14 protein-coding genes and 3 pseudogenes are annotated in these 21,257 nt (G+C 69.2%); 12 read left to right on the top strand and 5 right to left on the bottom strand.

All coding sequences use genetic code 11. The features are described 5' to 3' along the window. The first annotated feature begins 46 nt into the window (after positions 1 to 46). The 4 genes and pseudogenes from wecB (at position 47) to LGN10_RS25550 (ending at position 5,723) form a co-directional block, all read left to right on the top strand. Positions 47 to 1,262 (top strand): annotated as a pseudogene (wecB, locus tag LGN10_RS25565) (non-hydrolyzing UDP-N-acetylglucosamine 2-epimerase). 453 nt (positions 1,263 to 1,715) lie between these two features. Then, on the top strand, positions 1,716 to 2,177 hold the full coding sequence (locus LGN10_RS25560; protein WP_059573824.1) for a (2Fe-2S)-binding protein: 462 nt from the start codon (positions 1,716 to 1,718) through the stop codon (positions 2,175 to 2,177). Next, complete coding sequence (locus LGN10_RS25555; protein ID WP_226225413.1) at positions 2,174 to 4,498, top strand: xanthine dehydrogenase family protein molybdopterin-binding subunit; 2,325 nt, start codon at positions 2,174 to 2,176, stop codon at positions 4,496 to 4,498. Before LGN10_RS25560 ends, LGN10_RS25555 begins: the two co-directional genes overlap by 4 nt. 244 nt (positions 4,499 to 4,742) lie before the next feature. Next, positions 4,743 to 5,723 carry an NADPH:quinone oxidoreductase family protein gene (locus tag LGN10_RS25550; RefSeq protein ID WP_059640933.1) on the top strand — a complete coding sequence of 327 codons (981 nt, stop codon included), beginning with the start codon at positions 4,743 to 4,745 and terminating at the stop codon, positions 5,721 to 5,723. A gap of 149 nt (positions 5,724 to 5,872) precedes the next feature. On the opposite strand, the gene LGN10_RS25545 is transcribed toward LGN10_RS25550, so the two are convergent. Then, entirely contained in the window at positions 5,873 to 6,454 is a 582-nt protein-coding gene (locus LGN10_RS25545) for a PadR family transcriptional regulator (RefSeq protein WP_226225411.1), read from the bottom strand. 154 nt (positions 6,455 to 6,608) lie between these two features. Between LGN10_RS25545 and LGN10_RS25540 the strand changes: the two genes are divergently transcribed. From LGN10_RS25540 to LGN10_RS25515, 6 genes and pseudogenes are all read left to right on the top strand, one after another. Then, entirely contained in the window at positions 6,609 to 8,633 is a 2,025-nt protein-coding gene (locus LGN10_RS25540) for an NADPH-dependent 2,4-dienoyl-CoA reductase (protein ID WP_226225409.1), read from the top strand. 46 nt (positions 8,634 to 8,679) lie between these two features. Further along, positions 8,680 to 9,120: a nuclear transport factor 2 family protein gene (locus tag LGN10_RS25535; RefSeq protein ID WP_226225408.1), complete on the top strand. Its 441-nt coding sequence runs from the start codon at positions 8,680 to 8,682 to the stop codon at positions 9,118 to 9,120. A gap of 438 nt (positions 9,121 to 9,558) precedes the next feature. After that, the gene (locus LGN10_RS25530; RefSeq protein ID WP_226225462.1) at positions 9,559 to 11,649 is read left to right on the top strand and encodes a TonB-dependent receptor; all 2,091 of its coding nucleotides are present in this window, start codon (positions 9,559 to 9,561) and stop codon (positions 11,647 to 11,649) included. A gap of 11 nt (positions 11,650 to 11,660) precedes the next feature. Then, entirely contained in the window at positions 11,661 to 12,446 is a 786-nt protein-coding gene (locus tag LGN10_RS25525; protein WP_226225406.1) for an ABC transporter ATP-binding protein, read from the top strand. Then, positions 12,443 to 13,433 (top strand): annotated as a pseudogene (locus tag LGN10_RS25520) (ABC transporter substrate-binding protein). Before LGN10_RS25525 ends, LGN10_RS25520 begins: the two are co-directional and overlap by 4 nt. Continuing rightward, a pseudogene (locus LGN10_RS25515) lies at positions 13,430 to 14,472 on the top strand (FecCD family ABC transporter permease). The pseudogenes LGN10_RS25520 and LGN10_RS25515 overlap by 4 nt, the downstream one beginning before the upstream one ends. Before the next feature lie 45 nt (positions 14,473 to 14,517). Here LGN10_RS25515 and LGN10_RS25510 read toward each other — a convergent pair. After that, positions 14,518 to 15,903 carry an ATP-binding protein gene (locus LGN10_RS25510; RefSeq protein WP_226225405.1) on the bottom strand — a complete coding sequence of 462 codons (1,386 nt, stop codon included), beginning with the start codon at positions 15,901 to 15,903 and terminating at the stop codon, positions 14,518 to 14,520. Further along, positions 15,904 to 16,629, bottom strand: a complete 726-nt coding sequence (locus tag LGN10_RS25505; RefSeq protein ID WP_059573813.1) for a response regulator — start codon at positions 16,627 to 16,629, stop codon at positions 15,904 to 15,906. 245 nt (positions 16,630 to 16,874) lie between these two features. On the opposite strand from LGN10_RS25505, the gene LGN10_RS25500 reads away from it, so the two are divergent. Together LGN10_RS25500 and LGN10_RS25495 are read left to right on the top strand one after the other, a co-directional pair. Then, positions 16,875 to 17,621, top strand: coding sequence for a MipA/OmpV family protein (locus tag LGN10_RS25500; RefSeq protein WP_124861064.1), 747 nt, complete (start codon positions 16,875 to 16,877; stop codon positions 17,619 to 17,621). A gap of 280 nt (positions 17,622 to 17,901) precedes the next feature. Beyond that, on the top strand, positions 17,902 to 18,237 hold the full coding sequence (locus tag LGN10_RS25495) for a hypothetical protein (RefSeq protein WP_059640920.1): 336 nt from the start codon (positions 17,902 to 17,904) through the stop codon (positions 18,235 to 18,237). Between the two features lie 169 nt (positions 18,238 to 18,406). Here the strand turns inward: LGN10_RS25495 and LGN10_RS25490 are convergent, their stop codons facing one another. Together LGN10_RS25490 and LGN10_RS25485 are read right to left on the bottom strand one after the other, a co-directional pair. Further along, complete coding sequence (locus LGN10_RS25490; RefSeq protein WP_226225404.1) at positions 18,407 to 19,630, bottom strand: transglycosylase SLT domain-containing protein; 1,224 nt, start codon at positions 19,628 to 19,630, stop codon at positions 18,407 to 18,409. Positions 19,631 to 20,046: 416 nt separating this feature from the next. Next, the gene (locus tag LGN10_RS25485) at positions 20,047 to 21,207 is read right to left on the bottom strand and encodes a porin (protein WP_060011690.1); all 1,161 of its coding nucleotides are present in this window, start codon (positions 21,205 to 21,207) and stop codon (positions 20,047 to 20,049) included. Positions 21,208 to 21,257: the final 50 nt, after the last annotated feature.

Raw genomic sequence — 21,257 nt, 5'->3', positions numbered from 1 at the left:
CCACGTGCAGGATCGCCACGCGCGAAGCGGCTAAACGAGGACAACGATGAAGAAGATCTTGCTTGTGTTCGGGACTCGGCCGGAGGCCATCAAGATGGCGCCGCTGGTGCGCGCGCTGAAGGCGCAGGCGGGTGTCGACGCCCGGGTATGCGTGACCGCGCAGCATCGGCAAATGCTCGACCAGGTGCTGACGCTGTTCGACATCAAGCCCGACTACGATCTCAACCTGATGCGGCAGGGCCAGACGCTGACCGACGTGACGACCGGCATTCTTCAGGCGATCGGCATGGTCTTCGACGAATTGCGTCCGGACGTCGTGCTGGTGCACGGCGATACGACGACCACGCTCGCGGTGAGCCTCGCGGCGTTCTATCGCTATCTGCCGGTCGGGCACGTGGAGGCCGGGCTGCGCAGCGGCGACATCTGGTCGCCGTGGCCGGAGGAACTGAATCGCCGCGTGACCGATGCGGTGTCGTCATGGCATTTCGCGCCGACCGGGCAGGCACGCGACAATCTGCTGAGCGAGGGCGTGCCGGGCGGGGCGGTCTCGCTGACCGGCAATACCGTGATCGACGCGTTGCACGAGGTCAAGCGCATGCTCGATCGCACCGCCGCGCTAACGGACCGGATCGCCGCGTACTTCCCGTTTCTCGAACCGTCGCGGCGCGTCGTGCTGATCACCGGCCATCGCCGCGAAAGTTTCGGCGAACCGTTCCGGAATTTCTGCGACGCGCTCTGCACGCTGGCGAAACGCTATCCGGATGCGCAGTTCGTCTATCCGCTGCACCTGAATCCGAACGTGCGGGAACCGGCGCGCGCGGCTCGGCGGCGTGCCCAACATCTACCTGATCGAGCCGCAGGAATATCTTTCGTTCGTATTCCTGATGTCGCGCGCGTATTTCATCATCACGGATTCGGGCGGCATTCAGGAAGAGGGGCCGGCGCTCGGCAAGCCGGTGCTCGTCACGCGCGAGACGACCGAACGGCCCGAGGCGATTCAGGCCGGCACCGCGCGGCTCGTCGGGACCGACCAGGACAGGATCGTGTGGGAGGCGTCGCGGCTGTTCGACAGCGAAAGCGCTTACGAGGAAATGTCGCGCGCGAGCAATCCGTATGGCGACGGCCATGCGAGCGAGCGGATCGTGCACGCGTTGATGCGTACGCCCGGCGTGCCCACGAAGACGACGAGTTTCGCGATGGGCGCCGCCGAAATGCCGTTCAACGCGCTCACGCTCGGGTTGCAGGCGTTGCGCTCGCCGTGAGGAAAACCATGCGGTAGCGCGTTTCGACGCGTTCGCGCGCATCCATCGAGCATCCGGTCCGGCCGCGAGGTCGGCCGGATGTTTGCACGTGTGCGCCCCGGCACGAATCGTCCCGTTGCATTCGCCAGTCGCGTCACCGACACGCCCCGTTCCCGGCCGTGTTTTCTTCCCGCTTGCCTAAAACTCCGAATCGCCCCGATCCGACGTCAAATCCGAAATGGTTCGATAATGCCGACGGCGATCCATGCGGACGAGCGGCCGGCCGGCGTTCGGTTGAAAGGTTGCACGGGCAACGGCCGACAGCATCGTTCGCGGCATCCGCCCGGCCGTGCCTGCACGGGCAACGGCCGACGAAACGGCGCCACGCCTGCCTGATCGTTCGGAATGTGCGCCGCGCCGTTCGAATCCCCACCCGATGCCTGCCCGGCCGGCATCGCAACCAGGAGGTGAACGATGATCACGCTGACCGTCAACGGTAGCGAGCAGCACTTCGACGGCAATCCCGACATGCCGTTGCTCTGGTATCTGCGCGATGTCCTCGGCCACACCGGCACCAAGTTCGGCTGCGGCATGGCGCTGTGCGGTGCGTGCACCGTCCATCTCGACGGCGTGGCGATCCGGTCTTGCATCACGCCGGTCGCGGCGGCTTCCGGCAAGCGCGTGACGACGATCGAGGGGCTGTCGACGGACCTCACGCACCCGCTGCAGCAGGCGTGGCAGGAGTTGAACGTCGCACAGTGCGGCTACTGTCAGTCCGGGCAGATCATGCAGGCCGCGTCGCTGCTGAAGACGAATCCGCATCCGAGCGACGCCGACATCGACGATGCGATGTCCGGCAACATCTGCCGCTGCGGCACCTATACGCGCATTCGCGCGGCGATCCGGCTGGCCGTGCGCCGCGGAGGTGCCGCATGAGCGCATCCGAATTCTCCGTCCACAACGAAAGCCGCCGCGCGCTGCTGCTCGGCTTCGCGTCAGGCGGGCTGCTGCTCGCGTTCGGCGTGCCGTCGCTCGCGCTGGCGGCCGCGCCCGTGCAGCCGCCCGTCAGCGCGAATCCGCGATACGGCGGCGCGGGCATGCCGCACGGCTTGCGCGACGATCCGAACCTGTTCGTTGCGATCGCAACGGACGGCACCGTCACGGTGACCTGCATCCGCTCCGAGATGGGGCAGGGCGTGCGCACGAGCGTCGCGCTCGTGGTGGCCGACGAGCTGGGCGCGGACTGGGCGCGCGTGAAGGTCGCGCAAGCGGTCGGCGACGAGGCGCGTTACGGCAACCAGAACACCGATGGGTCGCGCAGCTTGCGCCAGAGCTTCGCCGCGCTGCGCCGCGCGGGCGCGGCCGCGCGCACGATGCTCGCGCAGGCGGCCGCTGCGGAGTGGGGCGTCGACGTGCGCCAGGTCAAGGTGACGGTGCACGAGGTCGTCGACCCGAAGACCGGACGCACGCTCGGCTTCGGCGAGTTGGCGGCGAAGGCGGCCGCGCTGCCGGTGCCGGATACGACGACGCTCGCGTTGAAGGCGCCGGCCGAATTCCGCTATATCGGCAAGGGCAGGACGGCGCTGATCGACGGACGCGACATCGTCGGCGGCCGGGCACAGTACGGGATCGATACGCGGCTCGACGGCATGCTGTATGCGGTCGTCGCGCGACCGCCGGCCTACGGCGACACGGTCGCGTCGTTCGATGCGTCGGCCGCCGAGAAGCTGCCGGGCGTCGTCAAGGTCGTGCAACTGGCGTCGACGCCGCTGCCGTCCGGCTTCCAGCCGCTCGGCGGCGTGGCCGTCGTCGCGCGCGATACGTGGACGGCCATCCAGGCACGCGCGCAGTTGAAGATCGACTGGAAGCGCGGGCCGCATGCGGGCTACGACTCGGCCGCCTATCGCAAGACGCTCGAAGCGGCCGCCGCGCAGCCGGGCGACGCGATCCGCAACGACGGCGACGCGGCGGCCGCGCTCGCCGGCGCCGCGAAACGCGTGCGTGCGACGTACTACGTCCCGCATCTCGCGCACGCGACGATGGAGCCGCCCGCGGCCGTCGCGCGCGTGGCCGACGGCCGTTGCGAAGTGTGGACCTGCACGCAGGCGCCGCAGACCACGCGCGACGAGATCGCGAAGGCGCTCGGCTTGCCGACCGAGCGCGTGACGGTCAACGTGACGCTGCTCGGCGGCGGCTTCGGGCGCAAGTCGAAGCCCGATTACGTGGTGGAAGCCGCGCTGCTGTCGAAGTCGGTCGGCGCGCCCGTGAAGCTGACCTTCACGCGCGAGGACGACATCGCGCACGACTACTTCCACGCGGTGTCGCTCGAGGCGTTCGACGGCGGGATCGATGCGTCGGGGAAGGTCGTCGCGTGGCAGCATCGCACGGTCGCGCCGTCGATCCAGTCGACGTTCCGGGCCGGCGTCGTGCACGAGCAGCCGGGCGAACTCGCGCAGGGCATCGCGGATCTGCCGTTCGCGATTCCGAACGTGCGGATCGAGAATCCGGCCGCCGAAGCGCACACGCGGATCGGCTGGTTCCGTTCGGTGTACAACATCCCGCATGCGTTCGGCATCCAGAGTTTCGTGTCGGAGCTCGCGCATGCGGCCGGCCGCGATCCGAAGGATTTCCTGCTCGAACTGATCGGGCCCGCGCGGCGTTTCGAACCGCACATCACGGTGAAGAACGTGAACTACGGCGAGGATCCCGCGCTGTATCCGGTCGATACGGGGCGGCTGCGGCGCGTGGTCGAGACGGTCGCGCGCGAAGCCGGCTGGGGCCGCAAGCTGCCGAAGGGGCACGGGCTCGGGATCGCCGCGCATCGCAGCTTCGTGTCGTACACGGCCGCCGTGTGCGAGGTTCAGGTCGGCGCGGACGGCGGGATCTCGGTGCCGCGCGTCGACATCGCGATCGACTGCGGGCCGCAGGTCAATCCGGAGCGCGTGCGCTCGCAGCTCGAGGGCGCGGTGGTGATGGGGCTCGGCATCGCGCTGCACGGGGAGATCACGTTCAAGGACGGCCATCCGGAGCAGAGCAACTTCAACGGCTTCCAGGTGCTGAGGATGAACGAGGCGCCGCGCGAGATCCGCGTGCATCTCGTCGCGCCGGACGACTACTCGACGCCGCTCGGCGGCGTCGGCGAACCGGGCCTGCCGCCCGTCGCGCCGGCGCTGACCAACGCGATCTTCGCGGCGACCGGCACGCGTATCCGCAGCCTGCCGGTTGCCGATCAGCTCGCGAAACCGCGGGCGGGTTGACGCAACGACCGTTCGTGGCGGCGCCGCCGGGCCGCATCGCGCGGCCCGGCCCACCTCCCGGTGCGCGGACTCGCATGTGCGTCGTTGTCGGTTGCGAACGACCGTGCTAAATTTCCGCCAGCCGGAATGCTGACGATCGTGCCGATGCCGAAGGCCATCGTGCGTTCGTCGCGAACCGGCCGAGCGGGCGGATCCCGCGGACCATACCGATGCCCGGCCACGCCGCGCAAGGAGAGAGAAGCGCATGAAAGCCCTGTTGTGTACCGCATTCGGCCCGATCGACCGCTTGCGCATCGAGGACGTCGCGATTCCCGAACCGGCTGCCGGGCAGGTCCGGATCCAGGTGAAGGCGGCGTCGCTCAATTTTCCCGACGCGCTGATCGTCCAGGGGCTCTATCAGGTGAAACCGGCGTTGCCGTTTTCGCCGGGCGCCGAGTTTGCCGGCGTGATCGACGCGGTCGGCGAGGGCGTCACCGCATGGCGGCCCGGCGATTCCGTGATGGCGTTTACCGGGCACGGCGGGTTCGCGCAGCAGTGCGTGGCCGATGCGCACCAGCTCGCCGCGTTGCCGCCGGGCATGACGTTCGAGCAGGGCGCGGCGCTCGTGCTCGCGTACGGTACGTCGCTGCACGCGTTGCAGCAGCGTGCGCGGTTGCAGGCGGGCGAGACGCTGCTCGTGCTGGGTGCGGCCGGCGGCGTCGGGCTCGCCGCGATCGAGATCGCGAAAGCGCTCGGTGCGCGCGTGATCGCGGCGGCGTCGAGCGCGGACAAGCTCGCGCTGTGCCGCGAAGCGGGCGCCGACGAAACGATCGACTATGCGACCGAGGATCTGCGCCGCCGCGTGGACGAACTGACCGGCGGGCGCGGGGCCGACGTCGTCTACGATCCGGTGGGCGGCGCATGCAGCGAAGCGGCGCTGCGTGCGACCGCGTGGCGCGGCCGGTTTCTCGTGGTCGGCTTCGCGGCCGGCGAGATTCCGAAGATCGCGCTGAACCTCGCGCTGCTGAAGGAGCGCGACATTCTCGGCGTGTTCTGGGGCGATGCGGTGCGGCGCGATCCGGCGCAGCATGCCGCGAACATGCGGCTGCTCGCCGAATGGTTCGCGGCCGGCAAGGTGCGGCCCGCGATCACCGAGCGCGTGTCGCTGGACGGTGCGGCCGACGCGATCGCGCGGATGGCGAACCGGCAGGTGAAGGGCAAGGTGGTGATTTTCCCGGACGCGTGATCCGGTTTCGCCGCGCGGCGATTCAACGCGGGCCGCGCGGCGGGTTCTTCATGACGACGGGCGCGGGGCGAGCGTTGTAAAGGCATCCTCGCCATGTAGTCAGACGCACGATGTCGAGCGGCGGTGAAGCGAACCGCCGCGCCGCGGCGTCAATCCTTCGGCAGACGCAGCGTATCGAGCGCGTGCTGCGAAAACTCGACCCAGAACCGCTCGTTCGCGATGCCGGCCTGCAGCACCAGATGCTGCAGGCGCTTCGTGCGTGACTCGCCGGCCGCCGGGGCGCCGGCCGCCGGATCGCCGGCCGCCGGATCGCCGGCCGCCAAAAAATCACGCGCCTCGATTTGCAGATACAGGTCGAGCTTTTCCTGATGCAGCGCGATGCGCCGCCGGATCTCGTCCTCGAGGCCGGCCGGCCCGAGCACGGCTTCCGCGCGCAGGCGCACCATCAACGCTTCGCGCAACGGCGTCGGATCTTCCGGTTCGGCGATCCAGCGGCGCAATTCCTTCTTGCCGGCCGGCAGGATCTGGTACGCGCGCTTGCGGCCGCGACCGGATTCGGCCGGCAGCGATTCGATCCAGCCCGCTTCCTCGAGACGCCCGAGTTCGCGATAGATCTGCTGATGCGTCGCCTGCCAGAAGTAGCCGATCGAGCGATCGAAACGATCGGCGAGCTCGGACCCCGAACCGGGACGTTCGGCGAGGGCGGTGAGAAGCGCGTGAGGCAGGGACATGTCGGATCGAAGGAGGCTGCGCAATGGCCTGCATCTTGCCATATCGGGGCCACGGCACAAACGACGGGATCCTGTTTATGCAACATGTTGCATAAACGAGGGCGGCGAGCTACCATCCGTGCAACTTGTTGCATAAAAATTGGAGACGCTCCCGATGACCTCCCGTTATCCGCATTTGACGACCCCGCTCGAACTCGGCTTCACGTCGCTCAGGAACCGCGTGCTGATGGGGTCGATGCACGTCGGCCTCGAGGAGGCGCCGAACGGCTTCGAGCGGATGGCGGCGTTCTATGCGGAGCGCGCACGGGGCGAGGCCGGGCTGATCGTCACGGGCGGCTTCGCGCCGAACGAGCGTGGCCGCCCGGCGCCCGGCGGCGCGATGCTGACGACCGAAGCGGACGCCGAACGCCATCGTGTCGTGACGCGCGCGGTGCACGCGGAAGGCGGCAGGATCGCGTTGCAGATCCTGCATTTCGGGCGCTATGCGTATCACCCGGCGCTCGCGGCGCCCAGCGCGCTGAAGGCGCCGATCAACCGGTTCACGCCGCATGCGCTGACGAGCGACGAGGTCGACGAGACGATCGCCGATTTCGTGCGATGCGCGGCGCTCGCGCAGCATGCGGGCTACGACGGCGTCGAGATCATGGGCTCCGAGGGCTACCTGATCAACGAATTCATCGCCGCGCGCACGAACCATCGCGACGATGCGTGGGGCGGTGCGTACGACAACCGCATCCGCTTCGCGGTCGAGATCGTGCGGCGCGTGCGCGAGCGCGTCGGCGCGAACTTCATCGTCATCTACCGGCTGTCGATGCTCGATCTCGTCGAAGGCGGCTCGACGCTCGACGAGGTGATCCGGCTCGCGCGGGCGATCGAGGCGGCCGGCGCGACGATCCTCAACACCGGTATCGGCTGGCACGAGGCGCGCATTCCGACCATCGCGACCAAGGTGCCGCGCGCCGCGTATGCGTGGGTGACGCGGCAACTGATGGGCAAGGTCGGCATTCCGCTCGTCGCGACCAACCGGATCAACACGCCGGAAGTCGCCGAGCAACTGCTCGCCGACGGCTATTGCGACATGGTGTCGATGGCGCGGCCGTTCCTCGCCGATGCCGAATTCGTCCGCAAGGCGCGGGAAGGGCGCGCGGACGAAATCAACACGTGCATCGGCTGCAACCAGGCGTGTCTCGACCATACGTTCAGCGGCAGGATCACGTCGTGCCTCGTGAACCCGCGTGCGTGCCATGAAACCGAGCTCGTGATTCGTCCCGCGCCGCGGCGCAAGCGGATCGCGGTGGTCGGCGCGGGGCCGGCGGGCCTCGGCTTCGCGGTCACGGCGGCCGAGCGCGGTCACGCGGTCACGCTGTACGAGGCCGGCGCCGAGATCGGCGGCCAGTTCAACCTCGCGAAGAAGGTGCCCGGCAAGGAAGAGTTCAACGAGACGCTGCGCTACTTCCGCCGGCAGATCGAGCTGCGCGGCATCACGCTGCACGTCAATACGCGTGCGAGCGCCGAGATGCTGTTGCAACGCGAATTCGACGAAGTGGTGATCGCGACGGGCATCGTGCCGCGTACACCGCCGATCGAAGGCATCGACCATCCGAAGGCGCTCGGCTATCTCGACGTGCTGCGCGACGGCAACGCCGTCGGCCGCAGCGTCGCGATCGTCGGCGCGGGCGGCATCGGCTTCGACGTCGCCGAATATCTCGTTCATCGCGACGGCGGCGAGCGCGTCGATGCCGACCGTTTCTTCAGCGAATGGGGTGTCGACAGTACGTATGCGACAGCGGGCGGGCTCGGCGCCGCGCGGCCCGAACCGGCGGCGCGGCACGTGCATCTGCTGCAGCGCAAGGCGTCGAAAGTCGGCGACGGGCTCGGCAAGACCACCGGATGGATTCACCGCGCGGCGCTGAAGGCGCGCGGCGTCGGGATGTCGTCGGCGGTCACGTACCGGCGCATCGACGACGACGGTTTCCACGTGACGATCGACGGCGTCGAGCAGACGCTGCCGGTGGACAACGTCGTGATCTGCGCGGGGCAGGAGTCGTCGCGCGAGCTGGCGGAGCAACTGCAAGCCGCCGGATGCCGCGTGCATCTGATCGGCGGCGCATACGAGGCCGCCGAACTCGATGCGAAGCGCGCGATTCACCAGGGCACGACGCTGGCCGCGACGCTTTGATACCGACTCGTTTCCATTCGATCCAACAACGTTACTGGAGACCGCGATGACGCACTCACTGCTGAATGTTCATCCCGCCGTCGCGAAATCGCTCGACGCGTGGCACGCGATGGTCGAGCGCAGGGATTTCGGCGCGCTGGAATCGATCGTCCATCCGGACGCCGTGTTCCGTTCGCCGATGGCGTTCAAGCCGTACGGGCCGGCGCCCGCGCTGCTGATGGCGCTGCGCACGGTGATCACGATCCTCGAGAATTTCACGTATCACCGCCAGTTCGCGACCGACGACGGCAAGAGCGTCGTGCTGGAGTTCGACGCGACCGTCGGCGACAAGGCGCTGAAGGGGATCGACATGATCCGCTTCGACGACGAAGGGCGAATCGTCGAATTCGAGGTGATGATCCGGCCGTTCAATGCGCTGCAGGCGCTCGGCGCGGAAATGGGTGCACGGCTCGGGCAGCTGTTGCCGGCGTTCAAGACCGGCGGGTGAGCGGGAACACGCGCTAGCGTGCAACCGGCTTGCGGCCGCGTTGCCGGCCCCGCGCGAGGTCGGGCGCAGCCTCGACGACGCGCACGGCAAGCGCGTACGTGTGCGGGTGCACGCGTTCACGGCACGCAACCGGCCGCAGGCCGACAAGCCGCGGATGCAGTTCGGTTTCCCGCCGCAGACGCGCGGAGCGGCAACCCAAGCTGTCAAAATCCTGACGAATCAAGTTGATATATTGTATCATCCGAGGTTTTCGTCGCCGGCCGGGCGGGCTGCCCGGGCCGCTCGCGTGCGACGACATCCTGCGAAGATCGATACGACGTGACGAGAATCGGACACACCCCGGCGCGCGGGGCGCGGCGCCACGCCGCGCCGCGCCGGAACGCGAGCGCCTGGCGCACGCGCGCGGCACGCGGTTGCACGACCTTGGTCGGCTGCGCGATCGCGACCACCGGCGCGCTGGCCGCCGAAGCCGCCGCATCGGCGCCGGACGACCGGCACGCGCTGCCGGCGATCCGCGTCACGGCTTCGTCCGCACCGGCCGACCCGCTGACGCAACCGCTCGAAACGGGCTCGCGGCTCGGGCTCGCGAGCCTCGACACGCCCGCGAGCGTCGAAACCGTCACGGCCGATACGATCGAAGCACGCGGCGACCGCACCGTGCTCGACGCGGTCACGCGCACGGCCGGCTTTGCGAGCGCGATTGCACCGGGCACCGGTGGCACCGCATCGAGCGTGCGCGGCTTCAGCGGGCAGGAGTCGGTGATGATGTTGCTCGACGGCGTGCGGCTGATGCCGGCGGCCGGCACGATCACGTTTCCGTTCGACACGTGGTCGGTCGCGCGCATCGAGGTGCTGCGCGGGCCGGCATCGGTGCTGTACGGCGAAGGGGCGATCGGCGGGGTCGTGAACGTGGTGCCGAAGCGGCCTCGGCGCACGCGCGAGACGACGCTGCAGGCCGGCGTCGGCCCCGACGGCGCGAAGCGCTTCGCGTTCGATACGACGGGCGCGCTCGGCCCGCGGCTGTCGTACCGCTTCTACGCGAGCGATGCGCGCGCGAACGGTCTCGCCGAGCGGGCCGATACGCATACGACGGCCATCGGCGGCGCGCTGACAGTCGACGTGAGCCCCCGGCTCACGCTGACGCTCGACTACGACTACGGGCGCCAGATGCCCGCGACGTACTATGGCGTGCCCGCGCCGAACGGCGTGCTCGATCCGTCGCTGCGCAAGCTGAACTACACGGTCGGTGACGCGACGATTTCGTACTACGACCAGTGGACGCGCCTGTCGGCCAGCTACCGGCCCGCGGCCGGCGTGACGATCGACAACCAGCTCTACTACCTGACCTCGAACCGCCACTGGCGCAATGCCGAATCGTATGTGCTGGATCGCGCGACGGGACGTGTCACGCGCGGCGACTATCTCGACATCGGCCACCATCAGCGACAGATCGGCGACCGGCTGAGCGCGCGCTTCGACGGCATGCTGTTCGGTCGCGCGAACCGTTTCGTCGTCGGCACGGAATTCAGCCAGACCACGTTCAGCGGCATCAACAATTCGCCGTACGGCGGCGAAACGACGGTACCGGCGCACGGCTTCGATCCCGGCGTATTCACGAGCCCGGACCCGACTGTGCCGCAGTTCAGCACGCGCGCGCGGCAGGCGGCGGTATTCGCGGAGAACCGGCTCGAGGTGCTGCCGCGGCTCGCGTGGGTGAGCGGCCTGCGCTACGACCACATCGCGTTCAGCCGCGAGCAGGCGGCGACCGGCGCGGGCTTCGACAAGCGATTCGCGAACGTCGGCTGGCGCACCGGTTTCGTGTTCGACATCGCACCGACGTTCAGCGCGTATGCGCAGTACACGACGGGCGCGGAGGGCGTCGGCTCGCTGTTGACGCTGTCGGCGTCGCAGGCGGGCTACCGGCTCGCGACCGGCGAACAGTGGGAAGCCGGCCTCAAGCAGACGCTGCTCGACGGTCGCGCGTACTGGACGTTCGCCGTGTACGACATCGCGAAGCGCAACCTGCTCAGCACCGATCCGTTCAATCCGGCGCTGCGCCAGCAGGTTGGCCGGCAATCGTCGCGCGGCGTCGAGCTGACGGGCGGCGCGCGGCTGCCGCACGGCTGGACGGTCGATGCGAACGTCGCGCTGCTGCGTGCGCGCTACGACGCATTCAACCAGACGGCCGGCGGCGCGACGGTGTCGCGGGCCGGCAACGTGCCGTCCGGCGTGCCGCAGCGGACCGCGAACCTGTGGCTCGGCTGGGCGTTCGCCGAGCGCTGGCAGGCGAATGCGGGCGTGCGCTACGTCGGGCCGACCTACGGCGACGACGCCAATCGCATACAGGTGCCGTCGTATACGGTGTTCGATGCGTCGCTGCGCTGGCAGCCGACGTCGCGCACCGAACTCGCGCTGACGCTGCGCAATCTCGCGAACCGCACGTACGCGGTGACGACGTCGAACGGCGGCGAGCAATGGCTGCTCGGCCCGTCGCGCTCGGCGGAGCTCCTCGCGACGATGCGCTTCTAGGCCGGCACGACATGTGTGCCGTCACCCACATGCTCGACATCGAACGCGTGCGCTGGTCTCCCGGCGGCACGGTCGACGTGCTCGATTCGGTGACGCTGACGGTGGCCGAAGGCGAATTCGTCGGGCTGGTCGGCCCGAACGGCAGCGGCAAGACGAGCCTGCTGCGCTGCGTGTTCCGCTACGCGCGGCCCCACGCGGGTCGCGTCGCGCTCGACGCCGAGGACGTGTGGCGCATGCGGCCGCGCGCGGTCGCGCGGCGCATCGCGGTGCTGCAGCAGGAAACGCCGGACGATTTCGGGCTGACGGTCGACGAACTGGTCGGCATGGGCCGCACGCCGCACAAGCGGGCGTTCGATGCGGAATCGGCCGACGATCGCCGGATCGTCGACTCCGCGCTGCACGACGTCGGCCTCGTCGAGCGCCGCGCCCAGCGCTTCGCGTCGCTGTCGGGCGGCGAGAAGCAGCGCGCGCTGCTGGCTCGCGCGCTCGCGCAGCAGCCCGAGCTGCTGTTGCTCGACGAACCGACCAACCATCTCGACCTGCGTCACCAGCTCGAACTGCTCGCGCGCGTGCGCCGCCTCGGCATCGCGACGCTCGCGACGATTCATGACCTCAATCTCGCGGCCGCGTATTGCGACCGGCTCCATGTGCTCGCGCACGGCCGCGTCGTCGCGTCCGGCGCGCCGGACGACGTGCTCACCGAAGCGCTGCTGCGCGACGTGTTCGGCGTCGCCGCGCTCGTCGATCGCCATCCCGTCACGGGCCGCCCGCGCATCACGCTGCTTCATCCGGAATGACCGCCATGCCGTTTCCCGTCCTGTCCTTCGTGTCCCGCCGGCTGCTTGCCGCCGCCGTGCTCGGCTGCGCGGCCGTTCACGCGCTCGCCTATCCGGTCACCGTGCGCAGTTGCGACCGCGACGTGACGTTCGAGCGCGCGCCACGGCGTGCGGTGAGCAACGACGTGAACCTCACCGAGATGATGCTCGTGCTTGGCCTGAAGGACCGGCTCGTCGGCTATACGGGCATCGGCGGCTGGAAGACGGGCACCGCGCGTGCGCGACGCATTGCGCGGCGTGCCCGAACTGGCGAGCCAGTATCCGTCGCTGGAAGTGCTGGCCGCCGCGCGCGCAGACTTCTATCTCGCCGGCTGGAACTACGGGATGCATGTCGGCGGGCCGGTGACGCCGGCGACGCTCGCGCCGTTCGGCATCCGCACGTACGAACTGACCGAATCGTGTTCGCACGTGATGAAGCAGTCGGCCGCATCGTTCGACGACGTGTTCCGCGACCTGACCAATCTCGGCCGGATCTTCGGCGTCGATGCGCGCGCCGCGCAGGTCGTCGCCGCGATGCGCGCGCGGCTCGCGGCGGTGTCGCGTGCGATCGGGCGCCCGGCGCCAGTGCGCGTGTTCGTGTACGACAGCGGCACCGACAAGCCGATGACGGCGGGCGGGCTCGCGATGCCGACCGCGCTGCTCGCGGCGGCGGGCGCACGCAACGTGATGGACGACCTGCCGCGCAGCTGGACGCAGGTGAGCTGGGAAAGCGTGGTCGCGCGCGATCCGCAAGTGATCGTGATCGTCGACTATTCGGCGGTCACGGCCGCGCAGAAGCAGCAGTTCCTGTCGAGCCAGCCGGCGCTCGCGCGCGTGGCCGCGATCCGCGACCGGCGCTTCGTCGTGATTCCGTACGATGCCGCGACGCCGGGCCCCGAGAACGTCGCGGCCGTCGAGACGCTCGCACGCGCGCTGTATCCGGCCGCATTTGCCGGAGCGGCGCGATGAGCGTGCGCGGGCAGGTGGCGCGGCCCCGCATGCGCATGGTGCTGCCGGCGCTGGCCGTGCTGCTGATCGCGTCGATCGTCGTGTCGGCCGCGTTCGGCCCGGCGCCGATCGCGATGCCGGCCGCGGTGCGGATCGTCGCCGCGCACGTCGCGTCGGCGTTCGGCGGCGCCGACGCGTTCGCCGCGGCAGCGGGCGACGACAGCATCGTGTGGCTGATCCGGATGCCGCGTGCGCTGCTGGCCGCGATCGTCGGCGCGACGCTGGCGACGGTCGGCGTCGCGTTGCAGGCGGCGACCGCGAACCGCCTGGCCGATCCGCACCTGCTCGGCGTGAGCGCGGGCGCGATGCTCGGCGCGGTCGCGGTCACGGTGGTGGCCGGCGCGGCGTTCGGCCCGTTCACGCTGTCGGCCGCCGCCTTTGCGGGGGGGCGCTCGCGGCCACGGCGTGCGTGGTCGCGCTCGCTTACCGGAGCGGCCGGCTCGAATCGGACCGGCTGCTGCTCGCGGGCGTGTCGGTGTCGTTCATGATGGCCGCGTTCGGCAACCTGCTGCTGTATCTCGGCGACCAGCGCGCCGCATCGTCGGTGCTGTTCTGGATGCTCGGCGGCGTCGGGCTCGCGCGCTGGGACCTGCTGCCGGTGCCGGCCGTGTGCGCGGTGCTCGCCGTCGGCGCGCTCCATGCGCGCCGGCGCGAACTGAATGCGCTGATGTCGGGCGACGTCGCCGCCGCGTCGCTCGGCGTGCCGAGCGCACGGATGCGGCGCGAGGTGTTCGTCGTCGCGTCGTTCGCGACGGGCGCGATGGTCGCGGTGAGCGGCGCGATCGGCTTCGTCGGACTCGTGACGCCGCATCTGTGCCGTCGCGTCGTCGGCGCCGAGCACGGCCGGCTGCTGCCGGTCGCCGCGCTCGCGGGCGCGATCCTGCTCGTATGGGCCGATGTCGCCGCGCGCACGCTCGCGGCGCCGGAGGATCTGCCGATCGGCATCGTGACCGCGCTGTTCGGCAGCCTGTTCTTCGTCGCGCTGCTGCGTCGGCGCTGAGCGGCGGCGCGGTCGGGCGGGGCAGGCCGACGCACGCCGCGTGTTTTATCGAAGCGGGATGACCGCACCCGCGCCGCTGCGGCGCCGCGCGTCGGCATGCGTGCTCGCTGCGTCCTGCGCGACGTCGAAGAGCGTGTCCGGCAGCGCGCGCATGGGCAGCGTGATCACGAAGCGCGCGCCGCCGAGCGGCGAATCCTCGAGCCGCACGTCGCCGCCGTGCACCTGCGCGACGCGTCGCACGATCGCGAGCCCGAGCCCGAAGCCGCCGGTCTGCCGGTCGCGGCTCGAGTCCAGCCGCTGGAACGGCTCGAACACGCGGGCACGTTCGGCGGCCGGAATGCCGGGGCCGTCGTCGTCGACGCTCAGCACGAGCGCGCCGGACCGGTCTCGCGTGGCGGCCAGCACGACCTTGCGCGACGCATAGCGCGCGCCGTTGCGAATCAGGTTCAGCAGCGCGCGGGCGACGAGCTTCGGATCGCAGACATGGGTCGCGGGCGCATCGAGCGTCGACACGTCGAGCGCGATGCCGCGATCGGCGATGTCGTCCGCGACGTTGCCGGCGACGCTGTCGATCAGCGCGTCGACGTCGACGTCCATCGGAGCGAGTTCGCTCGCGCCCTGTTCGAGCCGGCCGATCGTCAGCAGCTCGGTGACGAGCTCGTCGAGTTCGCGCACGTCGCGCCGCAGCGCGTCGCGGCGCTCGCGCATCCGGCCTGTTTCGTCGGCGTCGGCGAGCAGCGCGAGCCCGAATTCGAGTCGGGCGAGTGGCGTTTTCAGTTCATGCGAGATGCCGTGCATCATTTCGCGCTGCTGCTTGATCGACGCCTCGATGCGCGCGGCCATGTCGTTGAACTGCTGCGACAGCTCGTAGATGTTCGACTTGCCCGACAGCTTCACGCGCGTCGACAGCATCCCGGCGCCGAACGCGCGCGCGGCATCCTGCAGCCGGCGAATGTCGCGCCAGTGATAGTGAATCCACAGCACCACCGCGAGCAGCGTCGCGAGCGCGAGCAGCATGTACGCATAGATGCGGATGTCGAGGTCCGGCGCCTCGATCGGGCGCGCATGCAGCACCGAGCCGTCCGCGAGCGGCATGTAGTAATCCTTGCCGTTGTAGCTGATCGCGATCCGGCCCGCATCGAGATCGCGCAGCGGCGCGCCGCTCAATTGCGCACGCGCGTCGGCCATCGACATGAAGCCGAACCCTTCGCGGCCGTGCAGCGCGAGTTCGCGCAACGCAAGCTCGCGCTGCGCGCCCGGATGGCGTTCGAGATAGTCGTTCAGCACGAACGAGTAGGTCGTCAGCGAGTCGCGCTGAGCCTGCGCGCCGCGCTCGTAGAAGATCCGGTCGAACGACAGCTGGATGAAGATGATCGACGCGCCGACGAACAGGATCACGACGAGATACAACCGGAGTAGCGGGCGCAGCATTCACTCGTCCCATGCGGAAGGGCTGAACAGGTAGCCGCGGCCCCAGATCGTCTTGATCTTGTGCGGCTCCGACGAAGCGTCCTCGAAGCGGCGGCGCAGCTTCGAGATGCCGGAATCGACCGAGCGGTCGAGCCCGTCGAATTCGATCCCGCGCAACTGCTTCAGGATGTCGTCGCGGCTCAGCACGGTGCCGGCCGCGCGCGCAAGGATCAGCAGCAGATTGAATTCGGCGGTCTTCAGCTCGACCGGCTCGCCGCGCCACGTGACGGTGCGGTTCGGCGGCGAGATCGTGAGTTCGCCGAATACGAGCGCGTCGGGCGCGACGGCCGGCGCCTCCACCGCGGCCGGCTGCGCGCGGCGCAACAGCGCGCGGGCGCGTGCGACGAGCACGCGCGGCTCGATCGGCTTCGTCACGTAGTCGTCGGCGCCGGTCTCGAGCCCGGCGACCTGGTCGTACACGTCCGCGCGCGCGGTCAGGATCAGCACCGGGACGTTGGTGAATGCGCGGATGCGCCGGCAGACTTCCATGCCGTCGAGATTCGGCAGCATCAGGTCGAGTATCACGAGGGCCGGCTGGTGCTCGCGGACGCCCGCGACAGCGAGGTCGCCGCGCCGCACGACCGTCACCGCGAATTCGTAGCCGTCGAGATATTCGCGGACGAGCTGCGCGAGGCGATCGTCGTCCTCGATCAGCAGCACACGGTATTTGAGCGGAACTTCGTTCATGGTCTCCTCAGAGCGCACGCGCCATTTCGCACCCGGCAGGCTGGTGCGCGACGCGGCACGCGAATTCTATCCGGCGGATCGGCCGGCGGGGCAGCGGGGAGACAATCTCGAACAATCGAACACAATTGCGCACAGATTCGCCGCACATTCGGGACAGTCTCGGCGCAGGGCGGCACCTAGACTGCGGGCTTCGTCACTCTTATCTCAATATTGTGCGCCCATTACTTCGACGCTACCGCTATTGCATGCCGCTCGCCGGCCTGACCCTCGCCGCCGCCGCCCACGCGGAAAACCAGTATGCGTTGTCGCTCGGCGGCGGGTTCGCACCGCGCTACGCGGGCAGCAACCAGTATCGCGGCGTCGTCGCGCCGTCGTTTTCCGCCACGTTCGGCAACGGCTTCTTCATCGACAGCACGCAGGGCGCCGGCTACCGGCTGAACCTGCCGCACGGTGCGTTCGTGTCGGCGGCGGTGAGCTATGACGCGGGCCGCGCGGACGAGAACCGCTTCGATCTGCCGGGCTCCGACTACCTGAAGGGAATGGGGCGGATTCCGGGCTCGGTGCTCGTCGGCGTGCGCGCCGGCGTGACGTTCTTCGATGCGGCGGAACTGAGCGTCACGATCGATACGCCGGTGACGCACACGTCGCGCGGCGTGTCGGGGCACGTGGATCTCGCGGTGCCGGTACTCAAGACGTCGCGGCACGAGATCATCGTGACGGGCACCGTGCACGCGGGCTCGGGACGCTACATGCAGACCTTCTACGGCGTGACCGATGCACAGTCGCTGACGAGCCGGTTCCGGCCGTATTCGGCGAGCGGCGGGATCGACAGCGCGTCGATGGCGGTGGCATGGAACTGGACGCTGTCGCGGCACTGGTCGGTGCTCGCGACCGGCGGCGTGACGCGGCTGCTCGGCCGCGCGGGCGACAGCCCGATCGTGCAGTCGCGCAGCAACTACTACGGCATCGCGGGCGTCACCTACAAGTTCTGAACGGATGCCGACGCGGGCCGGCGTGTGCCGGGCGCATGCGTTGCGTCGGCGTCGCGCGGTCGCCGCGAACCGCGTGCGGTAACATGCGCTCGGGTCCGGCGTCGGGCCGGCCCGCGACGCAGGTGCGCCGAGACGGCTCGGCCAGGTCGAAAATGGCCGCCGTTCGCTGGCCGGCTCCGTCAGGAAACGGCCGGCAGCGTGCGGAACCGATCACGCATGCGATGCCCGGTCGTGCACGAATGCCGCACATGGACCGCCGGGCCGAGACAGGGAGAAACCGATGAAGAACACGATCGCGATGCTCGTTGCACTCGTTGCGAGCGCAACTTTTGCAGGATGTGCAGACATGAACACGCAGCACCGCAACGCCACCGCCGGCGGCGCGGCGACGATTCCCGCGCAGCCGGGCGGCGCGCCGGCGTGCAAGGCGGACGCCACGCCGGACGACGCGCTGGTCGGCAAGACCGAAACCGATGCGGCCGCGCTGCTCGACGGTTGCCTGTGGCGCGTGCTCGAGCGCGACGGCAAGTCGTTGCCGGGCACGATGGACTATCGCGAGGAGCGCCGCAATCTCGGCATTCGCGACGGCAAGGTGATCTGGGTGCGGCGCGGGTGAGGGCGTGTGACGATTCCGCAGCCGGAATCGTCGACGTCACGTTATCTGCGCGTGTATTTCAGGCAGAACGGCACGGCCGAGCTGCAACGGGTGGACGACATGAACGCGCCCGAACCGCGGCCGACCGCGGGCCCATGATCGCCGCGATGCGCGTGCGGTCGGACGCGCGTCACTTCGAGATGTACCACAGCGCGTCCGCGCTGGCGCGCGACGGCTGAGCGGCCGGTGCCTGAGCCGGCGCGGGCGGCGGCGTGTTCGACGTGATGGCCGTCGGCAGCGTGGCGGGAATATTCGCGGTCGAAGGCGAGGCTGCCGCCGTGCCCGACGTCGACGGCGTATTCACGTACCACAGCGCATCGGCCGAGGCCGTGCGTTTCGCGGCCGTATTGGGCGCCGCGTTCGTCGCCGCATTCGTCGCCGCGTTCGCGGCCGCACTGGCCGATTTCTTCGATGCCCCGGCCGTTGCCGTGCCCGCCGTCCCGGCCTGCGCGGTCATGCCGGCGGCCGCCGCCCCTCGCTGCGCGCGCGCTTCGAACGGCCCGAGCTGGAAGATCAACGTTTGCGCGGGACGCGTCACGACGGCATACGGAAACTGCAGCTCCCACGACATCAGCACGCGCCCGGCCGACGTTTCGGTGAAGATCGCAGGCACGTGTTTCATGTCGCTGAACTGCACGTAGACCCGTGCGCCGTCGTCGAACACCTGGGTCGGCTTGGCCTGGTCGGCGCCGGTGACCGTCCATCCGAAGTTGTACGTACCGGCCGGGCCGGCGGGGCCGCCGCCCTGCTGCGGCGGAGGCGGCGAGGCCGGCGATATCGTGCGTGCGCGCGTGACGGGCGGCGCCGACACGCTCAGGCTCGCGAACGGGTTGTACGTCTGCGCCTGTTGCGGCGGCGTGAAGGACGGTGGAAGGATGGGCATGGGAGTATCCGGCGAATCCGGCATGGTCCGGATTGCATCATAGACCTTGCGCGCATACGCGAGGCGCTTGTCGGGCGACGCGGAGTTGTACGCGCCGATCGCGTTCCAGTTGGGGCCGAGCTGGCGGATGTTCTGCGACAGGATCCACGCGCCGACATACGCGTTCGTGCACGCATCGAACAGGCTTTCCCGCGTGATGCCTTCGCGCGCGAGCGTCGGCAGCCACGTGCTGTTGATCTGCATCAGCCCGATGTCGACCGTGCCGTTGGTATTCGTGTTGACCGCGTTCGGATTCATTCCCGATTCGACCTGCGCGATGCCGCGCATCAGGCTGACGCTCACGTGCTGGAACGCGGCCGCGTCGTCCAGGCAGTCGGCCCGCGCGACGCCGCAGAGCGCGCAGGAGAGCGCGATCGTCGAGGCGATGGTCAGCGTGGCGCGACCGAGCGGGCGAGAAGTATGACGCGGCATGGCAGGATGGGGCGGAATCCGGCCGCCCGGTGCAAGGAAATTACGCAGACGCGAAGTGTGCCATAGCAGGCGGGCAAATGGTTCGCGTCAAACTTTCCTTTGCATTTGCCCGCGCGTTCGCCGGGCATTTTTATCGCGCCGGATCAGCGGCCGGGACGATGCATGATCGGTAAAAATGGCCGGAAATTGCGCGAATGCGTGCGCGAATGCGAATGCAACGGCGGCGACGGAAACCTGACGTACTGCGTCAGCTGCGTGGTAAAGCCGGCGATAAGCGGCGCGACAGGGACAATCGGCCGGGGGCCGTTGGCGGGGCGATGGAAAGCGATAAAAAATCGGCGGCCGAAGCCGCCGTTTGCGCAATGCGGATTCGGCCGGTCGCGCCGCGCGCGGCCGGCCGTCCCGCCGTATCGCGATCAGAAACGGTGACGCAGGCCGAGGTTGACCATCGTCTGCGAGCTCGTGCCCGCGTAACCGTACGAGCCGATCGATGCCTGCGCGGCCATCGAGCCGCCCTTGCCGTCGCCGGTCTGGCCGCTCGCGTGCTGGTACGCGGCGGTCAGGTAGACGTCGGTGCGCTTCGACAGGTTGTAGTCCGCCCCGGCCGATACCTGGTGATAGGTCGCCGACGTGTCGCCGCCCGAGCGCGTGTAGCTGTAGCCGACGCCGACGAGCAGCGCATTCGTCGCCTGGTAGTTCACGAAGCCTTGCCCCGTGTTGTAGTGCTCGTTCGAGCCGAACACCGAGCTGGCGTCGCGGCGGTACTGCGCGTTGCTGTAGCCGAGGCCGAACGTGAACGGGCCGGCGACGTACTGGCCCGCGATGCGCGCGATGCCGATCGAATGGGCGCTCGCGTAGCCGTTGTTGATCGGGCCGTCGAACGTGCCGTCCGACGAGCTCGTCCAGCCGTTGCGCACGCCGCTCGACGCGGGGCTGTTGGTCGCGTGGAAGTAGCCGCCCGCGACGCTGAACGGCCCGTTGTTGTAGGACACGGCGGCCGAGTACGACTGCGCGGCGCCGGTGCTGCCGGCGATGCCGCCGAACGAATACATCGCCGCGAACTGCAGGCCCGAATAGACGGCCGACGTGTACTTCACCGCGTTGTCGACGCGGAAGCTGTTGTCGTAGTTGTCGACGTCGCCCGGCGTCGCGAATGCGCTGCCCAGATAGTTGTCGGCGGTGATGCCCTGCACGAGATCGATGAGCGGGTCGTATTGGCGGCCGAACGTGAGTGTGCCGTAGCGGTCGCTCGCCAGCCCGACGAAGGCCTGCCGGCCGAACAGGCGGTTGCCCTGGCCCAGCCGGCCGTTGCTCGGGTCGAAGCCGTTCTCCAGCTGGAACAGCGCCTTCAGCCCGCCGCCGAGATCCTCGGTGCCTTTCACGCCCCAGCGGCTGCCGGCGAGGTTGCCCGCGCTGCTGTTGCCGAGCATCCACGCGTTGTCCTTGCCTTGCGCATGGTTCACATAGGTGATCGACGTGTCGATCACGCCGTACAGCGTGACGCTCGACTGTGCATGCGCGACGGGCATCGCCGCGAACGACGCGAGCGAAATCAGCGAGAGGGTCGTGCGTTTCATTTCATTCTCCTTGCGCATTGGTGTGGGTTCGTGATCCGGAATGGCAGGAG

It is taken from the genome of Burkholderia sp. AU32262 (assembly GCF_020419985.1).
Lineage (GTDB): Bacteria > Pseudomonadota > Gammaproteobacteria > Burkholderiales > Burkholderiaceae > Burkholderia > Burkholderia semiarida.
This window is presented reverse-complemented; position numbering and strand designations above follow the sequence as displayed.